Below are 22,197 nucleotides of genomic sequence, written 5' to 3'. Positions count from 1 at the left end.
ATCCACCTGAAACATTGGAAACAAAACACCTCCATCACAAGCACACACACAATCAACTTCATATCAGCAAATTATAAAGGCGATAGAGATATAGTATTTTTCTCCGCAGACTGAAAAATCACTTGCAGCCGATTGAAAAATCAATCTCAGGAGATTGATTTTCCGTTCTCCTGAGATTGGAGACACAACCTCTTGAATGAGCTGCCCGAGAGTACTTTTCGGAAAGAAAAATCAAAACAAAATCGCATTAAAGGCAAAAACGAAGCGGAAAAGGCAACACAGTCCTTTTCCGCCTTGCAGGTTACTCTTTGACAATCTTAGTATCCGATTTGTCCCCTCCAACTCAAATACCATGAATGCTTGTCGGCCAGTTGCGCTTTGATGAGCGAACGCATCTCCCCTCTCCGGTCTTCTCCCCGGCGGGCATATATCTTTTCTGCCAGATAAGCGGGATCATTGCGCCGCAGGGCCACCCGCATCAGGTCGTAGAAACGTTGCCCTTCGAAGGCCAATTCCAAAGCCCCTTCGTCCACCAACATGTCCTCTACCTTTTCCATCTGGTACTGGAGCGTGTCGGCCACCCCCTCGGGCGCCACGGGGAAGGCGTAATGCTCGTTGAACTCCGTCCAACCGGAACCGCGCGAGTGCAGTCCCATGGTATTGATGTCCGTAGCTTTGGTGTCCAAGCATCTTACGACATAGCGGTTTTCGGGAAAACTGAAACCTTGCACGAAAGCGCTGTCTTCCAACGTGGGACAATAAGGGAGTATACGGGCACGCACGATGGAATCATTCACGCCATCAGCCAAAATCTCGTATGCGAAACGAGGATAACCGGCACGGTTCAAGGCTTCGGCCATCCTCAGGTATACCATGGCACGGCGATAAATGCGCACGTTGGCCGATGAATATTTTAAAACGGTCTGTGAGGGCCGCCAAGCATTGTCATAGTTTACCGAACCTTCCTGCACGATGCTTGGCAACCGCAGGTCGCCACGACCGTCCGGAAGTTCCTCCGGAGCATAGGTCACCTCGTTGGCCGTGGAGTAGTTGCAATAAACCTGCGACTCCGACAAATCGGTCAAAGCCCCAGAGGGCGACAGTTCAGGCCGATAGGCATTCTCATTCGTGGAATTGAAGATATTCCTCAACTGGCTATAGTTCAATTCCGCCATACCCGTTGGACAAGCAATCAGCGAAATGAGTTCCGCATCTGCGGCATACCCTTCAGACGTAAGCATGCCACTATAACTGTCGCTCCAACTTTTATAATCCTTTTCATCCCGGTTCCAAGACGAACCATTCGTGCCCAAAGCGTATGCAGACTGCTCACCGTTGCGCATCGAGATATAACGGTAATACCATTGTGCGGCTTCACGGTAACGTCCAGCCCACAAACACAAGTCGCCCAACATGATTTTGGTCGGGACGTATGCCAAACGGCTGTCCACGCTCAACCCGTTGAACAAAGGGATGTCCTCGTCGGCCACCGGGACAAGGTCGGAAATCAGCCATTCGCAGATGTCCTTCACTTCCAATTTCGGATAGTCGCGCTCCAAATCGCCCGACAGCAAGATGGGTTCGGTAACGAAAGGCACTTTGCCGTAAGCCAACACCAACTGCAAATAAGTCCATGCACGGAAGGTCTTGGCTGCGGCGTATTCACGCATGAAGACTTTTTCGTTCCGGTTGTCTTTCAAGGCCGTGTCGGCACGTGCGATGTAATAGTTGCAGTTATTGATGACCGCGTAATAGTCGCGGGGTTGGTTGTACACGTTGGCACTGTCGTCCAACTCGAACAAGGCGATATCGCGAAGGTCCGCCGAAGTGTATTCGTTGACATCCACCAAGTCGCCACGCACCTCGCCCAACAAGACCGAACGGTCGGCAAGGGCCTGCATCTTCTGCAAGATTCCCACCATGGAATACACCGTATCCGTCGGGTTGTTCAGGTGGCCGCCGTCGGCAAAGATAATGCGGTCTGAATCCTGCTCAAAGAAGTCCTGGCATCCCGTAAGGGAAACGGACGATACGGCTGCGGCCATCACGCCGCAACCCATTAACCTGTATATATTTGTTTTCATCGTCATGATACTTTTAAGATTAGAGACTGATTTTGATACCCACCATGAAATTGCGGCTCTGAGGCACGCTTCCGGCATCTATGCCCTGCCCCAGGACAGCAGACAAAGCCGCACCCTCGGGGTCAGCCCCCAAATAACGGCTCAAGGTAAACACGTTGTTGGCCTGTACCCAGAACTGCAATCCCTGCAAGAACGTGGAAGAGATAGGCAGGTCATAACTCAACGTCACGGTCTTCAGCCGCAAATAACTCCCGTCTTCAATCCAACGGTCGCTGAAACGGCTATTGCCCATCGGACCCTGGAAAGAGAGCCGGGGTATGTCTGTCTGCTGCCCCTCCACCTGCCAACGCCGTGCCAACGCCGTGGTCTGGTTCATGAAACGGCTTCCTGACTCGAGCTGTTGGCGCATATAGTTATAGATGTCGTTCCCTAGAGAATAGTTGAAACGCACGTCCAAACGAAAACGCCGGTATTGCACGGTAGTGAAGATGTTACCGTAAATGTCCGGATTGGGGTCGCCTATCACCGTGCGGTCGGCCTCCGTGACGAAATGGTCACCGTCCAAGTCCACAAAGTGCACGTCACCTGCCTCGAAAGCCGTCCGGTCCACCCCGTTGGCATCACGGACGTACAAGCCTGCGGCCTGGGCTTCCGCGCTCGTGGCAAACACGCCCTTTGTCTTATAGCCATAGAACAGATTGGCCGGGCGGCCTATCTCCGTACGTACCGTGGCCCCGAGTATTTCCGTATCCATATACTGTTGGCCGTCTGGCAAAGCGGTGACCTCGTTCTTGTAATGCCCCACACTGGCACCGACCTGCCATTGCCATGACGGTGAAGCCCATACCACTCCCGTGGCTTCCACGTCGAAACCACGGTTCTCCAACTTGCCACCGTTGCCCCAAGTCTTATCCAGGCCGCTCAGGAAGGACATCTCCTGCCACATCAGCAAATGGTCTGTGGCACTGCGGAAATAATTGAAACGCACGCCCAACCTATTATCCAACAGGTTGGCATCCACACCGACATTGACCCGGCGAGTCCGCTCCCACTGGATCTTCTCGTTTCCGATACCGGCAATCGCCAACCCGGAAGCCTGTCCCATATAGTCCGAACTGGCAAAATACGAACGTGTGTCGTAGTAAGGCAAATCGTCATTGCCGCTCACGTCCACTCCGGCCGATAGGCGAAGGTAGTTGAGGAAACCTGATCCGGCCATCCAAGGCTCGTTGGTGACAACCCAAGAAGCTTGGAAACCCGGGAAGATCCCCCACTTCACCCCGCACATCTTCACTCCCTGGTCCGTGTCGCGTCCGAAACGGGAAGAACTTTCGGCTGCCACCGTGGCCTGCAAGTAATAACGGCCCTTAAAGTCATAATCGGCCTGGGCATAGTAGGCCAAAGAGTTCCATTGGTCCTTCGCCCCCCCGGTTGCAGCATCCTGCAAAGAAGAAGAGATGAACGGAGTCTTGTCGTTTCCCGTATTGTAACCCACTTGGGTATTCAACTGGTAGCTGTCCCATTGCATGCGGAAGCCTCCGCGCAAGGCAATGGCATGCGCGGCATACCGTTGGTTCCACTCCAGACGGGTGTCGCTCATGATGGCATTCTGCTTGGAGAACAACGAACGTGCCTCGTTCTGCCTGAAAGCCCCGAGACTCGACACATAGTAGTCGGGTACACCGTTCAAGGGGATATAATACTTCTCGTTCGTGTTCGTCAGCACATAGCTGAAATGCTCGCTGAGCGAAAGATGGTCGTTAAACTTGAATTTAGGCTTGATGGAAAGGCTCAGCATGGAGTTCTCGAAATGGTTTTTGTTCTGCGCCTCGCCATATTCAAGGATAGCCAACGGGTTACCTAACTTCCAGTTATAATTGCTATATCCGGCCAACGCCTCGTCCAAATAAGTTTCATCCGTCACGTCCAAATGGTTCTCATAGATTTCCCCTCTGGAAAACGTATAAGGGCTCAACATCGGAGCCTTGGCATACGCCAGGAAAGACGGCGACGTGGGCGTCCCTTCCTCATAACTCGAGGGCGCGGCATCGTCACGCAAATCACGGGTGATGTTGGTAAATGCCGCATCGAAGCGTACGTCTAGCTTATTACCTAACGCAATATCGGAATTGAACCGGATGTTCAGCCGGTCCATGTCATTCTGTTCCAATGTGGATTGTGCTCCCGTATACCCCAATGACAGGTTGTATTGTGCCACTTCATCTCCGCCTTCCACATTGATGCCGTAATTCTGCAAGAAAGCCGTGCGGTAGACCTTGTCTTTCCAATCGGTGTTCTTGTTATATTTCTCCGCATAATAATTGTTCGGGGAATCATCCAAAAAATTAAAATCGCGAATGGCCGTGTTGGTGGTCTTGAGCAGCTCGCTGGCATACGTCCGGTATTGGGACGCATTCATCATGTCATAATAACGGGGTTCCAAAGTGACACCAGCCGACAATGTGGCGGTAATACGGGTAGCCATGCTTTTACTCCGCCGGGTATCTATAAGGATGACCCCGTTGGCACCTTTGGCCCCGTAAAGGGCCGTCCCATTACGCAACACCGTCACGTGGTCGATGTCTGCCGGATTGATGTTGGTCAAGATGTTATTGTAGAACCCGTCGTGAAGCATTTCCCTACCATATTGTTGGTCCAAAGGCACTCCGTCTATCACGATAAGCGGCTGTGCATTAGCATTGATGGAATTCAGGCCGCTCATCATCATCACGCCCCCGATACCGGGCGTGCCGTTGCGCATCACCGTGCGCACGCTCGCCCCCAACTCACGCTGTATGTCTTCTTCCACCGACAGGGCCGGGGAATAGTTAGCCCCGTCAGCCACACGCATGTTCAGGATATCGGTTTTCTTGCCGTACAACGGTACCACGCTCTGAGGGTACAAAAAGATGAGCGGCTGCTCTTCCGTGGAACGCAGTCCCACTTCCACCAAATGGTCGTCCGGAGAAGAGACATCGATGGAGGACGCAAAAACGGGGAGTTCGAGCTTAAAAGTCCCGTCTTCTTCCGTCAACGTACTGTAGCCGTCCATGCCGTGTGTGCGGACCATGGCTCCGCCTTTGGGCTTCTTATCCGTACCGCTCAACACTTTTCCCCGTATGGTACGTGTCTTTACCTTTTTCCGTACACGGCTGACACTTTCATTCTTCACACTGTCACCAACCCCGACAGTGTCTTTTTCCTGTGCTTCCGAGGCCATGCAACACAACATCATGGCCGAAACGCAATATACTTTATACTTCATGTCCATCATGGTCTTATGTTATTCATTAGAATCGTTGTTTTCATCTTCGTGCGGTTTGAACACGATACAGTCCAAACGCAGGACACGCGTGTATTTGGAAGTCGAACGGTCACTTTCCACTGTGAAGCGGACTTGAGGTTCGCTCAGCCCGTAACTGCATGTAGGAATTTTGTAATCGCTGGCAACCAGGACGGTATCCACGACATTGGGAACCGTCTCATACGAATAGGTACCGCTAATCGGATTTTTCATTTTGATATCGTTCACTTGCCTGCCATCCTGGTCGTTGTATTTCAACGAAAACTTGACTTTCAGCGGCAGCGTGTCCGTAGCCAACGTGTCGGCAGCTATCGCGGGGGCAAAAACGGCATAAATGTCATAACCGATGTTAGACAGCACATTGGGTATCGTATATCGTATCAACGGCGTCACAGCGGTATTGCGCGGTTCCACCTGCACAAAAGCATTGCCTGACACTTGTCCGTACAACGGATTTCCTGCCGGAACTACACAAGTAGTGACCGGTTCCTTACATTTGGCCACACTGTCCCGGTAATAAGCATTCTCCGCTTCAATCTTTATTTCCTGAAAAAATGTCGTACGTTTGTCTATCGCCCAATTGTCCGCTATGAATACCTTCCCGTTGCTGCACGTGACATCACGGGCCTCAGCGAAGACCCCGCCTTGGTCGAAAGGACGCAAGCATTTATAGTATCTGTAATTGGCCTCATTCCAGTTGGTCGATACGACAGAATCGTTCAGCGAAGGTTGGATGTTCATATTGAATATCGTACCTTGTATGATAGCCTTGTGCGTCATCAAGTTTTCCATGGAGTCACGCTTTGCGGTAGTATTGTCGTAGTTGAAATAAGCCTTGTATTCCTCATAAAGGCTCTTCCATTGCCGGTCCGTAGGCACTACCATCCAATAGGCACTGTCTTCACGGTTGATGTATCCCAATTCGTCGAACATGACGTTCTTCAGGTTCATCACGGAATCCAGATAGACCGTCTTCCCGTCTACAATCTCCCCCGGGACGCTACGGGAGGGGTCGAACTCATACACGTTATACCGGCTGAAGAAAGACGCGATACTGTCCAACTCGGCATCCGTGCTGAAGTATTCGGACACGTTGGCAAAATATGGGAGCCGGCCATCTACGGTAAACAACACACCATTGCGATAAAGTTCGTTGGAAGTCAGGCACTTCACCCCATTCACTGTGCCATCCGCCAAATAACTGTATTTGCCGTTCAACATCATCATCTGCACTGAATCTCCTGACGGGATGGCAGCATAATTATACATCGCCATGTGGTTTTGCAAGAATTGTTTAATGACAGTGTTGTCGTTATTCTTTATCCGGTTGTTCTTTTGGGTATTGTAAACCTCTGTCAGGCTGTCCACAGCTGCCTCCGTGAGATAGTCGTTAGTGGGAGCGAAAAGGGTAAACATCCGGTCACCGCCGAAATAATATTCATATCCCACATTTTCCACCAAACGTGCAAAATTGGACAGCTCTGGGCGTTCTTGTAACGCCTGCCACAAGGACTCTTCACTGGCCATAGGGTTACCCTGTCCGTAATGTTCATCCCATTCGTCACTGCACGAAGCCACGAACGGCAGCAATGCCGCCCAAGCATATTTTATAATTGTCTTTTTCATAATTCGTCGTTTATTCATCTTACAAATCATCCTCTTGCTCTCCGTCATCCGTCACGCCATATACGCTCTTGGGCACCAGTTCCAGATAATCGAGCATGAACTCCGTGCTGCCGTTGTCCGAAACGTTGCGGATACGCAAGAAATGGTCCTTGTCAGGATTGATATGCACCGTACAAAGCACAATGCGATAAGTATCCGCACAATTTGCGAATATGTCATGACGGTCTCCCAATAAATGATACCCTCCGGCAGCACCTCGGTAATACCCTTTGTTTTTCAACGCTTTCCGTTCTTCCTGTTTTTCGGAAGAAGACATGGCAGATGTGTAATCGCTGCGGAACGCCGTACCCAAAATGGTAGGGTCGGCAAGGTTTTTGGTCATATCCAAAGGTATGCCTTGCGGCACATCGTCGAAATAGATTTGGCCAATGCCACGCGTCGGCTCGCAAGTGAACCCCAAACGTACTTGCCAATCACCCTCGAACGGGACTGGTGGTGTCTTAAACGTGAAATCATAGTCACCGAACAAGTTCATTTCGTCTCCCTCATAGCAGTAATACCCTAAACGCGGACGGCGGTAAATAAAATATCCCGCACTCTTCACATTCTTCAAATACCCGTTGGGGAAATAGTAATTACGCCCGTACTTGGCTGTCTCGTCAAAAGGAGGATCGTTGTATCTCGGGTCGCCGTTCTGCCGGATATCATTCGTCATCAACTCTGGAAAAATCGTAGAGAAATCCATCCGGATACGGCAGTTTTGCACGATGTCACGGGTGTCGGTACTAAAGGCCACGATGTCGTTGACATAGAAATACCGCCCGTTCAGTCCCTCTTGCTCATATTCCGGTTCTATCGTGCGGCTGACCATGGAACCGTGGATGCTGTAATTGTCGTCATAACGCCGGTTCAGGTAGATTTCCAAACGTTGGTCGCCCGACATGTTCGTATATTTCCATACCGTAAGCTTCTCCACCTTCATCATCGTACGGGGCTGCATCGTCTCATACCAGTCTTCCGGATTCATCAAAGTGGTCTCTATGCCGATGTCGTTCAATGGAGTCAGGTAATTCCACCCTTTCACGTCACGGTCGAGGATATGGTAAGCCATAAAACGGTTCAACGGGTTTTTGCGGTGTTCCAACCGCTCAAAGCTATGGTATTCGGCATTTTTATCTTCCGGATAAACCGCATCATATATCTCACACGCCTTATCGTAAAGCCCCTTGATGTCACCGGGCACGATTCCGTATTTCCTCGACAATACCGAGTCCGGAACGATGAACAACGTAAACCCGTAACGTTTCTCATCAGGAACGGTAGCCGTCTCTTGGTTAATATGGGAAGTGTAGTAATAACGTTCATACAAATCCGGATTCCACGAATCGTCACGATAGGCGTTGAGGGAATCTAATAATCCCGTGGCCTTCAAAGCTGCATAGAACGTCGTAATCTTATCGTTTTGCTCCAACACCTTCGGCAACATCCGGTTGGAGTTTTCCAACACTTCCGTTACGGGTTGCATGATTCCGTTCTCTACCGAGTCGTCTTGAAGTTCGAAAATGACATGGGCAGTCTTGTTGACCATAACCACGGCGTTCCCGTTTTCATCATTGCCATGCCCTATCTCTAAATAACGGCGGTTCATGTTGGTCGTCGGCAACACCCCGTCGTTCATCTCAGAAGTGGAATACATGTTTTCCACCAAATGCGTACGGACAATCGTATCGCAATCCGCGTCCGTCAAATCGTCGAGCGACCTCAACCCTTTTCCTTTGATGTAATCTTGCAAGGCTGCATTGGTCGGAGCGAAACACGTATAAGAACCGTAGGAAGAAAGCATGTCCATCATCCCGGCACGGTTGACCAATGTGGCAAAATCGCTGAACTGTTCGGTCTTTAGCAGGTAGTCGCTCATCATCTGCCCTTTAAAGGTATAGTAATTCATCTCATCCGGTTCATCGGAACATCCTATGAAACCGAACAGGGCCAACAAGGCAGCCAAGCCTCCCCAATATTTAAATACTGACCTTTTCATAATCATCATTTTTTTGTGTTTATACTGTCTTTATTCGTACGAACTACTTTCCCCGCTTGCAAAAGCAGGATTCTGTTCTAAATATAGATTGACTTTCAGTTCGTCCTCGTTATAAGGCCAATAAATGGCCTCCATCCTCGAAAGTTTACTTTGCACGGCAGAGCCGTTCGTCGTATACTTGCGCTTCACCTGTTCCACCAAATAGTCCGTATTGCCCTCACGACGTGCACGACGCACCAAGTCGAACCACCTTTTCCCCTCGAACATGAGTTCCCGTTGGCGTTCGGCCATCACGAGGTTATTCATCGTACTTTTCGTCGTATATAATGTGCTGTCCAGAACTGCCACCTTGTTCTTGTCGCAATTGGAACGAAGGTTTACTGCATTGACCAACTTGAAAGCCTCGGAAAGCTTCGGGTCTTTCCCGTTTTCCCTGTCTACGGCAAGTTGTACCAACGCTTCGGCTTTCATCAGCATGATGTCCGTCAGGCGGTAAACGATCCAGTTGGCCGAACAATAACTCGCCCTATAAGCCGTACCGTAGGACACGGACAATTCATCGGACGTGGAAGCAGACAAGTCAATCGTGGCACTGTTTGTAACATACTTGTTAATCTTGAAATCCGTAGAAGTGGAACGCTGTAAGCTTTCATAATAACGTGTATCATACATGTTATTATAAATCTGGTAAGAACGGTCCGGAATATCCGTTGCGATGAAATCGGCAGGACGGAAAAAGCCGGGAAAGGTTTCTTCATTGCCATAACCATGGCTCACCGCCTCGTTGGAAAGCATATTGTCATTGTCCATGTAAGTCAATTCGAAAATGCTCTCACTGCTGTTGCCGTCCACAAACAATTGGGTATAAGCACTGCCATACATGGTATTGGTACTGTTCGCATCACTAATCAAAGGATACCCTTCCACCAATTTGTCTACCACACCGGTCACAAGGCCGCCATACTCCCGGTACTTTTCATTATACTCTTGCAACTTGGCATTGATGACCGTATCGGCATACCAAATGCACTTTTCATAATCCTGCTTCCATAAATACATCTCACAAAGCATGGCGTGGATGGCATCCTGCGTGATTCTTCCTGTCTGGTATAAAGGACTTGTTTCCGGATAGACCTTCACTGCGTCATTTTGAACCGACTCGAGGTCTTTTATCAACGCGTCCAGAATATCGTCGAACTTGCTGGCCGGCAAAGCCAACTGTTGGTTGTCGTCCACGTATGCTTCCGTCGTATAGGGAACATCCCTGAAAGCGCGAATCAGGTAGAAATAGCACAAGTCACGCAACGCCGAAGCTTCCGCTACCGTGGCCTTCAAGGCACTCGGGGTATAATCCGGGGACTTTTCTGCCACCTGGGGAGCATATTTTATAATCAAGTTACAACTGTTGATTACGCTATAAAACTTCTCCCATTTCGTGTAGGAATTGTTCGCCCGCAAGTTTTCCTCAAAGATATTGGACAAATCGACATTCGTATTCACGTTGTTGCCCGCCATGATATTGTCCGAACGCACTTCGCCCCAAACCATAAGACGGTACACGAAGTCGCCACTTTGCATCGTAGAGTAACAGCCGCTTATCATATTGTCCACATCGCTTTTCTCGTCCCAGAAATTCTCCAGCACGATATCATTCAAAGGCTTGATGTCCAAAAAATCCCCACAACCGGTAAATGAACATGCGGCTAACGCTGCCGACATTAAGATTGAATATGATTTCATTTTTTCTTCGCTTTTGATTATTATTTAGAAATCGACGGTAACGCCCAAGGTAAACGACTTCGCACGCGGTGTCTGCCCACTGTCTTGTGCCACACCGTAACTTCCATAATTGATTTCAGGATCCACACCCTTGTATTTCGTCAATACGAACAGGTTGTTCGCGCTCACGTAACAGCGCAAGCCTTTAAGCCGCAACGCCCTTGCCACCTTGCTACTGAACGAATAAGACAGTTGCAAATAATTGAGCCGCAGGAACGAACCGTCTTCCACAAACCTGTCGCTGACCAACGTGTTGTAATTGGATACGGCACCGTTGCTCAATGTCCCGTACATGGCTCGCGGAATCGGAGTCACATCGCCCTCCTTGCGCCAACGGTAATTCACGGCCTGGCTTTGGTTGTTGTTCGTAATCATGGATTCGGCATCCAGACGGGCCAGGTTCAGAATCTTATTGCCTACACGGTAATTGAACTGGGCATTCAGCCTCCAACGGTCGTAATTCAACGTAAAGCCGAATCCTCCCGTGAGCTTGGGTAATGAAGAGCCGAGGTAGACGATATCCAATTCATTGATGTTCCCGTCATGGTTGATGTCTTCGTAAATGGCATCACCGCCCTTGAAATCATAATCCTTCGATTCGTTTTCAGCATTCGAGAAACAGTATTTCACCCGTTTGGGTTCCCCTTTGCTGTCGCGGATGATTTCCCCGTTGGCATTCAAAACGACCGGAGCCGTCTTTCCGTCTGCCAGGAACTGTTCTTGTTCGGCCACCCCCATGTCCGCAAAAGTCTCATAATGATATTGATATACACCTTTATAACGGAAACCGTAAATTGCCCCGAAAGGATTGTTCAATTGCACGCGCTGCAACACGTTACGGTTTTCTTGTGTAAACTTGGTGTTCAACATATTCAGCACGGTAGCGTCCATTTCAAGAATCTCATTCTTGTTGTTTCCGAATGCCACATTGAAATCGGCAGAAAACTTACCGGCCTTGATAATCCTGTTCGTCGTTATATTGAATTCCCAACCCAAATTCCGCATTTTACCAACATTCCTATAAGCCAATTTGGAGAATCCCGTACTCGAAGGTATGGAGACATCCCTCATCAACATGTCGTTCGTGGTCGAATGATACCATTCCAAAGTCAGTTTCAAACGGTCGTCCAAAAATCCCAAATCCATACCCACATCATACGTGGATTTGGTCTCCCAACGAAGATCCGTAAGACGCATGTTCGACTGGTTCATGGCATTCATGTCGATATAAGCCGAACCGGTGCCGAACTTGCTTTCATAAAGATAATCCTCCGTAGGTTGGTTGCCCACCCTGCCCCAACTGGGACGTATGGAAAGCATGGACAGCCATTTACGGCTCCACTCCATCCAAGATTCGTCAATGATGTTCCAACGTGCGGAAACGGCAGGGAAAACACCCCAACGTTGATCCGGACCGAATTTCGTACTTCCGTCGGCTCGCACGGAGAAATCCAACGAATAACGGCTCTTGTACGAATAGTGCATGGAAAACGTGTAGTAAATGGAACGCCATTGTTTATAACTGGTAGACATACCCTTAATCATGCCGCCCGCGTCAGGACTTTCTATTCCTCCGGAAGGAAGCCCGCGAGATTCCGTGTACTGTTGGTTGTTGTTGCCGGATATGAGGTTGAAGCGCGCCATGGCCATCATGGAATGGTCTTTATTCTTGAAAGCCGGAATGAGCGTCAACGTCTGTTTGGTATCAATGGCCACATTCTTCGAGCTTCCGGTATATCCCATGTTGACATCCCCGTTCCAACTGATGGTTTTCAGTTCTTGCGGATAGAACTTGTCGATATACTCATTGAAAACATTCATGTTCACCCGTCCGTTCCATCTTAGCTGCCATTCATCTTCTGTGGTTCCCAACAGGTTGTATTGGATTTCCAGTTCCGGGGTAATGTCGTAAGTCTTGTCACCGAACTTTGCCAAGTGCGCACTGGCCACAGGATTTACCAGGTCTTTCTGATTCCCGTTGAATACGGAAGAGGCAGACTGGAGCATCTCATAATATCTTCCGGTGGAAAGTCCCGTGCGGGGATCTTGCTCGTAAACGGACATGTTGGGCATCTTTTTATAAGCAATGGCCAACAAGTCATCGTAATTCTTCTGGTTGTCCGTGTAAGTCATGGCAAAGTTCGTCGAAATCTTGATACGGTCGCTCACGTAATAGTCCAAAGCCAGACGAGTGGACAGGCGGTCCAATTTCTGTTGGATGACGGAACCAGTCTCATGGTCATACCCTCCCGATATCCGGAAAGTAGCCTTCTCGCCTCCTCCGGTTACAGAAACGTAATGGTTCTGCCTCAATCCCCATTGGGTCACTTCATCCTGCCAATCGGTATTATTATTGTACTGTTCATACTCCGAAAAGGTAGGGTCGTAGTTCAATTCCGGGATGTTGGAAGCCGTAGAGCTTTGCTCCGGATTGAAATAACTTTCTTTCAGCAACATCGTGTACTCATCGCCCGTCAGCATCTTATAGCCTTCCGGTTGGTAAGTCCCCGTAAGACGCAAGGAATAACTTACGGCAGGTGCTCCCCTTTTACCGCGTTTGGTCTTGATTTCGATGACCCCGTTGGCACCTTGCGAGCCGTAAATAGCCGTGGCAGCAGCATCCTTCAACACACTGATTTCCTCTATGTCTTCGGGATTGACGTTCAACAACTGGGCAAAGGTTTCATCGTTGGCACTGTTGATGTCGAACGTGCTCATGTCCACGTTCCACGTGTTACCGTTCACGACAATAAGGGGGTTTTGGTTGGTCAGCGTACTGATGGAGGACGTTCCGCGCAAACGCATCGTGGTCCCGCTTCCCAAATTACCGGAATTGGAAATGATGTCAAGCCCGGCGATACGTCCTTGCAAAGCTTCATCGACAGTCGTAATGCCCAACCCCTCGAATTCTTTTGTGGATATGGTTTGGGTAGCAAAGCTGACTTCCCTTTCCGGAATAGCAAGCCCCCCGCTGTTCAAACGTTTCTTGGATACGACAGACACCTCTTTCATTACACGTTGTGCAGATTCCAACGTAATGTTGTACACCGTACGGTTTATGGGGAGCGTTTGCGTCTTATATCCCATAAAACTGACTTTCAGCTTATTCTTCGTGCTCTTCACCTTCATGGCAAAATGGCCGTTGAAATCCGTAATCGTAGCGTTGATGTTACGCCCCGTGGCATCCACCTCACACACCGTCGCCCCTATCAATGTTTCCATCTCATCCCGTACCGTACCGCTCACGGACGTTATCTGGGCATGAACCGAACCGACCATAAGCCCGAGCCATAGGACGGTCATCAATATTCTATTATTCATAATGTTCATTTATCAATTCGACATTACCTGTTATTCATATTTCTCCATTTGCTCTTCGTCATACATCAATGCCCCGTCAATCAAATGCACCACGGCGTATGACGAGGTGTATATGGTGTTCTTCCCCGTATCGAAAGCATATTCACGGCACATGTTGTTGTAAAGCCCTTCGGTGGTCACCACGCGCCGTGTCCGTCCAAGGTTGTCGGTCACCGTCATGCCGTCATTGCCCTCCTTGTCCACTGTCACACTGTAAAAACGCCGGTTGGCCGGATTCAGCTTGGCCGTTTCATATTTGACCCCGCTTTCGCTCCCGTCACCAATGTACACGGAATTATCCTGTATATGGTAACGCAAGAAATTCACAATCCTGTTTTTAATCCTGTAACGGGCATCGGGGTCGGTCGCATTATCAAAGTCTTCCCAATACGGAAGGACACCTTTCTCGTGCAATTCCTCTATGGCCTTGTTGGTCGGCACATAGACCGTGTAATTGTATGTCTCGAACAGGCGTATGTTCTGGTCTACACAGGAATACTTGTCATCTATTTGGGATGTCAGCAAGTTATAATCCGTCGAATCCGGGTCGCCGCCGCTCAACAGTTCCAGGAAGCGGGAATACTCCTCATGTTCTGTCAATGTCTGGTAAACAGACTTACGGCTTGTCATCAAGATCTCATCATCAATCACGTAGGCTTTTCCGTTACCGTTTTCCGTCTGGTCATAAATCGTAGAAACACTGAGAGGAGCATTTTGCTCAATCTGCAAGCCGCCGCTGATTTTGATATCAGTTCCGTGCCCTTCTACCTTGATAGTCCCTCCGCCTTTCGTCTTGTAATAAGTATGCCCGTCCTCAATGTCACCCACGACAATTACATTTTCCATGATGTCGCTCAGGCGGTTCATGACCGCGTCATTGTCCTTGCCGGAAGAACTGTTGGCATAAACGGTTTCTTTATTATCGGGATCCAAAATCGTCCCCGTGGCCATATCATACTGGTATTTGTAAGCTCCCACGTTCTGCCTGTCAGTATCCCAAAAGAACTCATAAAGCGTAGATGTCCCTTTGCCATAGGTGCAGGGATCCACATACTTCAAAAAAGCTTCATTCGTAGGAAGTATCAGGCTGTAACGCGTATCCATTGAATTCAGGTAGGCATCCAACCCTAATTGCTCGATGGCCCAGTACACCACGCCCATGGTGGTGTTGCGACGCACCAAGGCCGGAAAAGAAACGGAACGATAGGCAGCCGGGGCAAAGACCTTATTCGTCAGGTAAACCACCCCGTTACACCCCATAAAACAACTGTCCACATCCTCTTCCTTTACTCCCATGCTCACTTTGGCATCGTTGGTGATACTCTCGAACTTGGACGGCACATGGTCGACGAATGAAGTAATCATGTTGACATTGATTAATTTGTTCAACACATTGATGTCCACGTTGACCAAAGAGTCATACACATCCTGGAGCGCCTTGCCTTCTCCGTCCCACCACTTTTCCAAAGCCGCATTGGTCGGCACCAACATGGCACCGCAATCATAGTTCAGCGTCTTGTTATAGGTGTTAGTGTACATATACTGGTTCCACTCCGGGTCGAATTCCAAATAACCGGGCACTTGGTTCTGTATGTTATCGGGATCCTGCAAATTCGACCCGCCATTGGCTTGCTTCGCGAAATAACGCAACACATAGACAGAATCCGACGTATTATACAGCCGGTTGTATTCCCGTGTGGCAGCAGCGTCATAAATAGGGGCACTGTACAAATCCAACAGTTTGGCCCACTCGCTCATGACGGGATGCTTATGGATGATTTCCGCCATGTTGTCTGCCGGCGTGATTACTTCCTCCACCTTTTGCACGTAGCCGTTCTTGCACGTGATGTCCGTGGGAGCCAACACCTTTATGCCGTTCACCCACGACTCTGCCGCAGACAAGGATTTGCCATTCGTCAACTTGGCCAAGTCGCCATCCGTGATGTTGTTGGTCTTCATGAACCTTGGCAACAAGTGTATCATGGGCGCACTGCTGTTGTCCCGCATCAGGAGAACCCCGTCTTTACGTCCGCGCACCTTATTCCAATATTTGGTTTGGGGCATGTCCTCCGGCATGATCCGTGCCACGGAATCGTAGACGCTCAACGCCACCTCGCGGCGCATGCACATCCCCTCTTGCGGAGGATTGCCCGGGACGTTCGACAGCAGCTCTATCAGGTAAGCATTGTTCACCATGGAACTGTTGAGCAACATCTTTTTCTGGGCCACGGACAACTGCCCATAGTTCTTCACGTTCCAACCGTTCTCTTTGAAAAAAGCTTCAAAAGCCGCATCGTCAGCAGCAAACAAGGTCTTGCTTCCTGTTTGGTTCAAAACGCTTGCCATGTTCAAATCGTTGATGAGACGAAGCGTGTATTCATAATTACCTTGTTCCTGCAACCAGCCATAAATGGAATTATTCAGCCACGTGGGTTGCCCGACCAGGTTTTCGTCCTGACACGATTGCATTCCAAACGCCGCCAACAAGGCAGCCGCCGCAAAGGTCTTTACTTTAAATCGATGACAAAGACTATTTTTCATTTTTGTTTTTATTGGTTAAATTCTATTTCCAAGCGTAAAGGTAGGCTGAAATAGCCATTAGCACTTTATTTTATGTCGCACGTTGTTTGCGGCATGAATCAAAAAGGCTGTCCCACGTATTTTTTTCCACCTTTTATATATATGCCTCTTCCCGGCTGCGCAATACGCCGCCCGGACAAGTCGTACGGTCCGGACACCCCGTCCCGGCTACCGGTTACGGCTTCACGGGATTCCACACCCGACACCGTCTGTGGCAAAAAGTACCAATAGTCGAATTGCATGAGTTCATTCCGCTTCTCAGTATCCGTGGCACGGAAACGGAAATATATGTCGTGCACCCCAGTGACCACCTCGTTCAGGTCAGCGGCCAGTTCCACCCAATCCTGCACACCGGACACGTCTACCGTGGCCACCACATTCGACTGGCTATCGATACACACCTGTATGAACCCGTCATTCTCCCGCTGCCGTACGCACAGCCGTACGCTCCGCGCCCCTTCCTCGCCGAAATCCACGGCTTTCACCTTCACATAATCCCCCATGTCGAGCGAATCCAAATAGACACCCCGGCTTTCATCCTGTGCCGTACGTACCCCTACCGACAAAGCTATCATCTCGGCCTCCTGCCGGGCGTAGGGCGACACATGGGCCACCGGCTCAGATACCCCTTTCTTGGTCATCGGGATATGGGGAATCGTACCATCCGCATTATACTCGAATTGCTCCACGCAGACCGAACGCCGGAAACCGCTTCCTCCCTTAAGTTTGCCATTATGATAGAAAATGTAGCTACGTCCCTTGAAATCCACCACGGATGGGTGGGTCGTAAAACTCCCGTCGGGAGAGTCCATGATGCGTCCTTGATATTTCCATGGGCCAGTAGGCGAATCGCTCATTGAATAAGACAAATGTTCGGGAATCCCGCCTGCGGCATAAACCAGATAGTATTTTTCTCCACGTTTATACGCCCAAGGCCCTTCCTCATACTTGTCAACGCCCACCAGACGGGTTTGCTCCTCACCGTTCTCGTCCTTGTATTTCTCTTCATATCCGCCCACCGTCTCTTCCGTCAAAGGAATTTCCATGATTTCGCCATTGTAGTCTACCATGCTCCGGGTCAGCTTCACATACCACAGCCCGTTATTTCCCCAATACAAGTAAGCCTGCCCGTCGTCATCAATAAAAACGGTCGGGTCGATGTCGCGTATGTCATGGTTGATAAGGGCGCGTTGCAACGGATCCCGCCAAGGCCCGCAAGGAGACTGCCCCACCAACACACCGATACCCCGCATGTGGATCGGGGCATACATGTACCATTTCCCGTCACGCGGAACCACATGGGGCGCCCACGCCCCGTTGTCACCGGCCCAACTGAAATCAGCCAACGACGCCACCGTGCCGCAGTCGGTCCAGTTCACCATGTCCGTGGTTGTGTACAGTTGCCAAATGGTTTTCTGGTAGCCTTCCCCCTCCTCGTTGTCCACACTGGTATAAAGATAGAGGGTATCCCCATAAACGCAAGCTGCCGGGTCGGCCGTGTAACGTGTCTGTATGATAGGATTCTGCGCCCCGGCCTCTCCGGCAGCCAACATGTAGGCGACAGCCCATGCAAAAAGATTCTTTTTCATTCTCTTTGGTTTTAAACATATAAATGAACGATGGCAAACTTAATCATTATTCCGGCAACGCTTTTCTTTCTATGTAACAGAAGATTTGCTCCATGTCCAATCCTACCACAAACGGATACTTCCAACCATTTAAAATAAAGGAAGCACACCGGTAAAAAAACGAAAGCACACCGCATTGATACATGACATAAAACATCTGCGACATCAAATAAAAACACGAAACGATGTCTTTCCTATATTTGCAACATTTGCCGAAATTACCCCACATAGGTATTGAAGAGGGGAAAAACGCAAACACTTGAAGTCAACAAATAAAAAAGTATATAGTATAAACAATGAAACATGTATTATCTCTCTCTATCCTGATGATGGCCAATATGGTTGCCACAGCACAAACGGCACATTTCAACTATTTCTCATACAATGGGGACGACAGCCGTTTCAACAAGGAAATCAATCCGCACAACCAGTACTTCAATCCGATTCTGGCCGGGTTCTATCCCGACCCTTCCATCTGCCGCAAGGGGGACACCTATTATTTGGTCAACTCTTCTTTCTCGTTTTTCCCCGGCGTGCCCATCTTCACGAGCAAGGACCTCGTGAACTGGACACAACTGGGACATGTGCTCGACCGCAAGTCGCAGCTCCCGCTTGACCGCCAAAACGTGTCGGGAGGCATCTTCGCGCCGGCCATCACTTACAACGAAAAGAACAAGACCTTCTACATGATCACGACCAACGTGGGAGCCGGAAATTTCTTCGTAAAGACGAAAGACCCGGCCAAAGGGTGGAGCGAACCCATTTACCTGCCCAAAGTGGGAGGCATCGACCCCTCTTTCTTTTTCGACAAGGACGGACGCGGATATATCGTAAATAACGACGAACCGGTAGGCGGACATGTATACGAAGGCGAACGCAGCATCATGCTCCACTATTTCGACGTGGAAGGCGACAGCGTGGTGGGCGACCCAATCGAAATCGTACGTTCGGGCAGCCATGTGCAGGAGAATCCTATCTGGATAGAGGGCCCACACTTGTACCGCATCGGCAAATATTATTACCTGATGTGCGCCGAAGGAGGTACGGGCGCATGGCACTCCGAAGTCATCTTCCGTTCGAAGAAACCGGAAGGCCCTTGGGAAGAGTTCACCGATGGCAACCCCATCCTGACACAACGCACGGGATTGGACCCACAGCGGCCGGACATCGTGACCAGTGCCGGACACGCCGACCTCGTGTCCACGCCGGACGGTGACTGGTATGCCGTGTTCCTGGCTTGCCGCCCGTATGAGGAAGACTTCTACAATACGGGGCGGGACACTTACCTCTTGCCGGTAAGTTGGGAGAACGGATGGCCGACCATCTTGGAAAAGGACAAGGCCATCCCCACGGTCAACGAAAAGGAAGGGTTGCAACCCAAGGAAAACCACCTGACGGGAAACTTCGGATATTGCGACCGCTTCGCCTCGGACACGTTGGACATCCGTTGGATGTTCTTGCGCAACCCGTCGGACTTTTACACCCTCGACGGAAAGGGATTGGCCCTCCATGCCAAACCAGTGAATATTTCGCAAAAGGAATCCCCCTCAGCCCTATTCGCACGGCAGCAGCACCACACGTTCACTGCCGAAACGGAGGTGACATTCACACCCCGTTCTGCCAAGGAATTGGCCGGTTTCACCCTGTTGCAAAACGAGGAATACAATTTCGTGTTCGGAAAGACGTTGGTAGGCGGCAAACCTGCCCTCACGCTGACCCGGTCGGAAAAGGAAACGGTACGCATAAGCACAGTGTTCTTGGACGAAAAAGAAACCGCCGCTCCCGTCAAACTGAAAATCTGTGGCAAAGGCCGTTATTATGATTTCTACTACTCCACCGGCAGCCATTGGATGCTGATGGCCCGAGGCGTGGATGCCGTCAACCTGAGTACGAACCGTTCCGGCGGTTTTATCGGTGCCTGCATAGGCTTATACGCCACATCGGACAATCCTTCAAGATAAAGATATTTTTCCGTAAAAGCCTCTACAGAGAGAATTTCCAAAAACATGTTTCATCTTTCAGGTTACATTATAACACACTTATAACAAATCACTTATAAGCTGAACTTTCATCCGGCTATCTTTCAGCCCATATTTCAGCCGTGCCTTGCAGAGAGGTGGAAACCGATCTCGTCATGACACACTTTTTTTCTGCGCCAAACGAAAAATCATTCTCAGCCGAATGATTTTTCGTTTGGCGCAGATTGATTTCCGTTCTTCTACATGACAAGAGGCTGAAAGATGGCCTTTTTATCGTTCAGCCTGCCAATACGCTTTATACCAAATAGTTACGGTGAATCCTGAAAGATGAAACATGTTTTTGGAAACTCCCTGTGTAAGGGGATGAAAAAAAGATTGGGGGAATGGGCCTATCTCTTCACAAGAGATGAACTAATTAGAGCTTTTGATGCGTAAGATGCTGTATTCCATTTGATTAGTTGGTTTATCAGAATCAGCCTTTATTTGTTTTTCGTTGAGCAAACACGATTTTGCAAAACAATGAACGGAAAACAAATGCATTTTTTTTCGTTGTTACTTAGCACTTTATTGACTTTTTTTGTATATCTTTGCGACGTGGTTCATCTCTTGTGAAGAGATAGACCACATGAACAGCATGCAAGTGCCGAGGGAAAACGGAATGACAAACATACGGTTGAAAAACGTAATGGATTGCGATTCAAAATCCCATATATTTTGGAAACATCCACATAACAACTTGTCTAACAAGAAAATGCAAAGACAAGTTGGAGTAATAAAAGTACCCCTTTGAGAAAGATGGACGAAACGCCTCAATGGTATGTCTTGCGCGACCTAAGCCGTCCCAACTCCAAGCTATCGGCTTTTGATAAATTGACGGGAAAAGGAATAAAATGTTTCACACCGTTAGTCAGAAAAGTTGTGACGCAGGGTGGAAAACAAGAATGGAAAGATGTGCCCTACATGCGTGACTTGCTTTTCGCCCACAGCACACACGACGTGCTCGACCCGTTCATGGCACCCGGCCTCAGATTGCAATACCGTTACGTGCATGGTGGCTTCAAGGAACCCATGACCGTACGCGAAGCCGACATGGACTGTTTCATCCGTGCCGTGTCCTCCTCCATCTCTTCCAAATACTACCGTCCCGAAGAAATCACCCCGGCCATGCGCAACCGCAGAATACGCATCATCGGCGGTCCGCTCCACGGCTACGAAGGCAGCCTCGTCACAGTACGTGGCACTACCGTGAAACGCCTGTTAGTGGAACTGCCTATGTTGTTGGCAGCCGCCGTGGAGGTAGAACCGGAATTCATACAGCTTCTGTAAGCGAAGATTTCCGCAATAATGTTTTTACGCCACACTTCATTTTTGTACCTTTGCTATTGCACATCCGAACGTTTCGCCTTGTGCGGCCTGTCCGTGGTGAAAATCGGAATCAACTTTGACATGGAACGGCATACGCTGAAAGATTGGGTGATTGGATAAACCGCCGATGACACGTGCTTTCCGAATGGGGAGCAAAAGATTTCACCTTAACCTATTGAATGATAGATTATAGTAACATTTTCGTAAGCTTCAAAAGTGAAAGGATTGTGAAGGATTTTTTATGACAGAATTCACCTTAATATGCTGATATACAAAAAGTATGAAGGATGCGAACCCTTTTCCCGACAAAACTCCTTGTAGAGGAAGAAAGAGGCATGTTTGTCCGGAATCCAAAGAATAAGTGAAACATTGTAGCCTTACTTTGCTCGTTCGCAAAGTAAGGTAATAAATCTATACTCATCAAATGAAAAAGGATATGAAAATAGCCGTAGCC

10 protein-coding genes and 1 pseudogene are annotated in these 22,197 nt (G+C 49.2%); 3 read left to right on the top strand and 8 right to left on the bottom strand.

Going from position 1 to position 22,197, the window contains the following annotated elements; translation table 11 throughout:
- Window positions 1-317: 317 nt before the first annotated feature.
- From HMPREF9442_RS15155 to HMPREF9442_RS15120, 8 genes are all read right to left on the bottom strand, one after another.
- Window positions 318-2,084 carry a RagB/SusD family nutrient uptake outer membrane protein gene (locus HMPREF9442_RS15155; protein ID WP_253271130.1) on the bottom strand — a complete coding sequence of 589 codons (1,767 nt, stop codon included), beginning with the start codon at window positions 2,082-2,084 and terminating at the stop codon, window positions 318-320.
- Between the two features lie 19 nt (window positions 2,085-2,103).
- Window positions 2,104-5,358, bottom strand: coding sequence for a SusC/RagA family TonB-linked outer membrane protein (locus HMPREF9442_RS15150; protein ID WP_008630338.1), 3,255 nt, complete (start codon window positions 5,356-5,358; stop codon window positions 2,104-2,106).
- A gap of 9 nt (window positions 5,359-5,367) precedes the next feature.
- Window positions 5,368-7,014, bottom strand: coding sequence for a fasciclin domain-containing protein (locus tag HMPREF9442_RS15145; protein WP_040603280.1), 1,647 nt, complete (start codon window positions 7,012-7,014; stop codon window positions 5,368-5,370).
- A gap of 19 nt (window positions 7,015-7,033) precedes the next feature.
- Window positions 7,034-9,052: a fasciclin domain-containing protein gene (locus tag HMPREF9442_RS15140; RefSeq protein WP_253271128.1), complete on the bottom strand. Its 2,019-nt coding sequence runs from the start codon at window positions 9,050-9,052 to the stop codon at window positions 7,034-7,036.
- Window positions 9,053-9,082: 30 nt separating this feature from the next.
- The gene (locus HMPREF9442_RS15135) at window positions 9,083-10,792 is read right to left on the bottom strand and encodes a RagB/SusD family nutrient uptake outer membrane protein (RefSeq protein WP_040603278.1); all 1,710 of its coding nucleotides are present in this window, start codon (window positions 10,790-10,792) and stop codon (window positions 9,083-9,085) included.
- A gap of 24 nt (window positions 10,793-10,816) precedes the next feature.
- The gene (locus HMPREF9442_RS15130) at window positions 10,817-14,161 is read right to left on the bottom strand and encodes a SusC/RagA family TonB-linked outer membrane protein (protein WP_008630333.1); all 3,345 of its coding nucleotides are present in this window, start codon (window positions 14,159-14,161) and stop codon (window positions 10,817-10,819) included.
- Between the two features lie 21 nt (window positions 14,162-14,182).
- Window positions 14,183-16,732: a fasciclin domain-containing protein gene (locus tag HMPREF9442_RS15125; protein WP_008630332.1), complete on the bottom strand. Its 2,550-nt coding sequence runs from the start codon at window positions 16,730-16,732 to the stop codon at window positions 14,183-14,185.
- A 98-nt stretch (window positions 16,733-16,830) separates the two neighbouring features.
- Window positions 16,831-18,360, bottom strand: coding sequence for a glycoside hydrolase family 43 protein (locus HMPREF9442_RS15120; protein ID WP_008630331.1), 1,530 nt, complete (start codon window positions 18,358-18,360; stop codon window positions 16,831-16,833).
- Window positions 18,361-18,695: 335 nt separating this feature from the next.
- Between HMPREF9442_RS15120 and HMPREF9442_RS15115 the strand changes: the two genes are divergently transcribed.
- The 3 genes and pseudogenes from HMPREF9442_RS15115 to HMPREF9442_RS16990 all read left to right on the top strand — a co-directional run.
- Window positions 18,696-20,360: a glycoside hydrolase family 43 protein gene (locus tag HMPREF9442_RS15115; RefSeq protein WP_008630327.1), complete on the top strand. Its 1,665-nt coding sequence runs from the start codon at window positions 18,696-18,698 to the stop codon at window positions 20,358-20,360.
- Between the two features lie 813 nt (window positions 20,361-21,173).
- A complete protein-coding gene (locus HMPREF9442_RS15110; protein WP_008630318.1) occupies window positions 21,174-21,704 on the top strand; it encodes a UpxY family transcription antiterminator in 531 nt (176 codons plus the stop codon).
- A gap of 66 nt (window positions 21,705-21,770) precedes the next feature.
- Window positions 21,771-21,863: pseudogene (locus tag HMPREF9442_RS16990) on the top strand (PD-(D/E)XK nuclease domain-containing protein); the annotation flags it as partial.
- Between the last annotated feature and the right edge of the window lie 334 nt (window positions 21,864-22,197).

The sequence above is a fragment of the Paraprevotella xylaniphila YIT 11841 genome (assembly GCF_000205165.1).
Lineage (GTDB): Bacteria > Bacteroidota > Bacteroidia > Bacteroidales > Bacteroidaceae > Paraprevotella > Paraprevotella xylaniphila.
The sequence above is the reverse complement of the archived record's forward strand: the minus strand, read 5'-3'. Positions and strand labels throughout refer to the sequence as shown.

Excerpts from the sequence above, each read along its gene's own strand:
- HMPREF9442_RS15155 (WP_253271130.1), bottom strand. The coding sequence starts at position 2,084 with ATGAAAACAAATATATACAGGTTAATGGGTTGCGGCGTGATGGCCGCA.
- HMPREF9442_RS15150 (WP_008630338.1), bottom strand. The coding sequence starts at position 5,358 with ATGATGGACATGAAGTATAAAGTATATTGCGTTTCGGCCATGATGTTG.
- HMPREF9442_RS15145 (WP_040603280.1), bottom strand. The coding sequence starts at position 7,014 with ATGAAAAAGACAATTATAAAATATGCTTGGGCGGCATTGCTGCCGTTC.
- HMPREF9442_RS15140 (WP_253271128.1), bottom strand. The coding sequence starts at position 9,052 with ATGAAAAGGTCAGTATTTAAATATTGGGGAGGCTTGGCTGCCTTGTTG.
- HMPREF9442_RS15135 (WP_040603278.1), bottom strand. The coding sequence starts at position 10,792 with ATGAAATCATATTCAATCTTAATGTCGGCAGCGTTAGCCGCATGTTCA.
- HMPREF9442_RS15130 (WP_008630333.1), bottom strand. The coding sequence starts at position 14,161 with ATGAACATTATGAATAATAGAATATTGATGACCGTCCTATGGCTCGGG.
- HMPREF9442_RS15125 (WP_008630332.1), bottom strand. The coding sequence starts at position 16,732 with ATGAAAAATAGTCTTTGTCATCGATTTAAAGTAAAGACCTTTGCGGCG.
- HMPREF9442_RS15120 (WP_008630331.1), bottom strand. The coding sequence starts at position 18,360 with ATGAAAAAGAATCTTTTTGCATGGGCTGTCGCCTACATGTTGGCTGCC.
- HMPREF9442_RS15115 (WP_008630327.1), top strand. The coding sequence starts at position 18,696 with ATGAAACATGTATTATCTCTCTCTATCCTGATGATGGCCAATATGGTT.
- HMPREF9442_RS15110 (WP_008630318.1), top strand. The coding sequence starts at position 21,174 with ATGGACGAAACGCCTCAATGGTATGTCTTGCGCGACCTAAGCCGTCCC.